The following is a 947-nucleotide window of genomic DNA, read 5'->3' as shown; positions in this document are numbered from 1 at the left end:
GCGTCCGGCGCCGCCCGGCGCGCTCGCCCCCGAGCCACCCGAACCGCCCGAGCCACCCGAACCGCCCGAACCGCCCGAACCGCTTGCGGCGGCGCGGGCGGTGGCCATCTCCTCCTTCGCCCTCTTGGCGTACATGTCCACGTACTCCTGGCCCGACAGGGCCATCAGCTCGTACATGATCTGGTCGGTGATCGACCGCAGCACGAACCGGTCGTCCGCCATGTCGGCATAGCGGGAGAAGTCGAGCGGCTGGCCGACCCGTATCCCGATCCGGCGGATCTTCGGCACCAGCTTGCCGGGCGGCTGCACCTCGAAGGTGCCGATCATCGCGACCGGGATCACCGGCACGCCGGCCTCCAGGGCCATCCGGGCGACGCCGATCTTGCCGCGGTAGAGGCGGCCGTCGGGCGAGCGGGTGCCCTCCGGGTAGATGCCGATCAGCCGGCCCTGGCGCAGGACGCGAACGCCGGAGCGTAGGGCGCCCTCGCTCGCCTTGCCGCCGCTGCGGTCGATCGGGATCTGGCCGGCGCCGCTGAAGAACACGCGCTTGAACCACCCTTTGACGCCGGCCTCGGTGAAGTAGTCGCTCTTGGCCAGGAAGGTCACCCTCCGGGGGATCACCAGTGGCAGGAAGAAGTGGTCCAGAAAGGAGAGGTGGTTTCCGGCCAGGATCGCGGGGCCCTGCGCGGGGATGTTCTCGGCGCCCTCCACCCACGGACGCCAGAACACCCGCAGAACAGGAGCCAGGACCACCTTGAGCACCCAGTAGAACAAGACAGCTCCCACCTGGTCACCGCCGTCAGACGACGCCCGCCGGGGCGGCCGAGGCCGGGCCGCCCGTCTCCATCCGCCGCCGATCACACCAGACCCGAGCATCCCACCGCACGCCAGGTGGGGCACGGCGGCGCTCCGCGGCCGGCGGACTGCGACGGTACGCGGGCCGGGCG

Annotated in this window: 1 protein-coding gene; it reads right to left on the bottom strand. The window is 71.7% G+C overall.

Going from position 1 to position 947, the window contains the following annotated elements:
- A partial coding sequence (locus FRAQA3DRAFT_RS30560; RefSeq protein WP_009742923.1) for a 1-acyl-sn-glycerol-3-phosphate acyltransferase occupies positions 1 to 774 on the bottom strand: 774 nt, incomplete at its 3' end.
- Between the last annotated feature and the right edge of the window lie 173 nt (positions 775 to 947).

It is taken from the genome of Frankia sp. QA3, assembly GCF_000262465.1.
Classification (GTDB): Bacteria; Actinomycetota; Actinomycetes; order Frankiales; family Frankiaceae; genus Frankia.
Note: the sequence above shows the minus strand (reverse complement) of the source record. Positions and strands in the feature narration are given on the sequence as shown.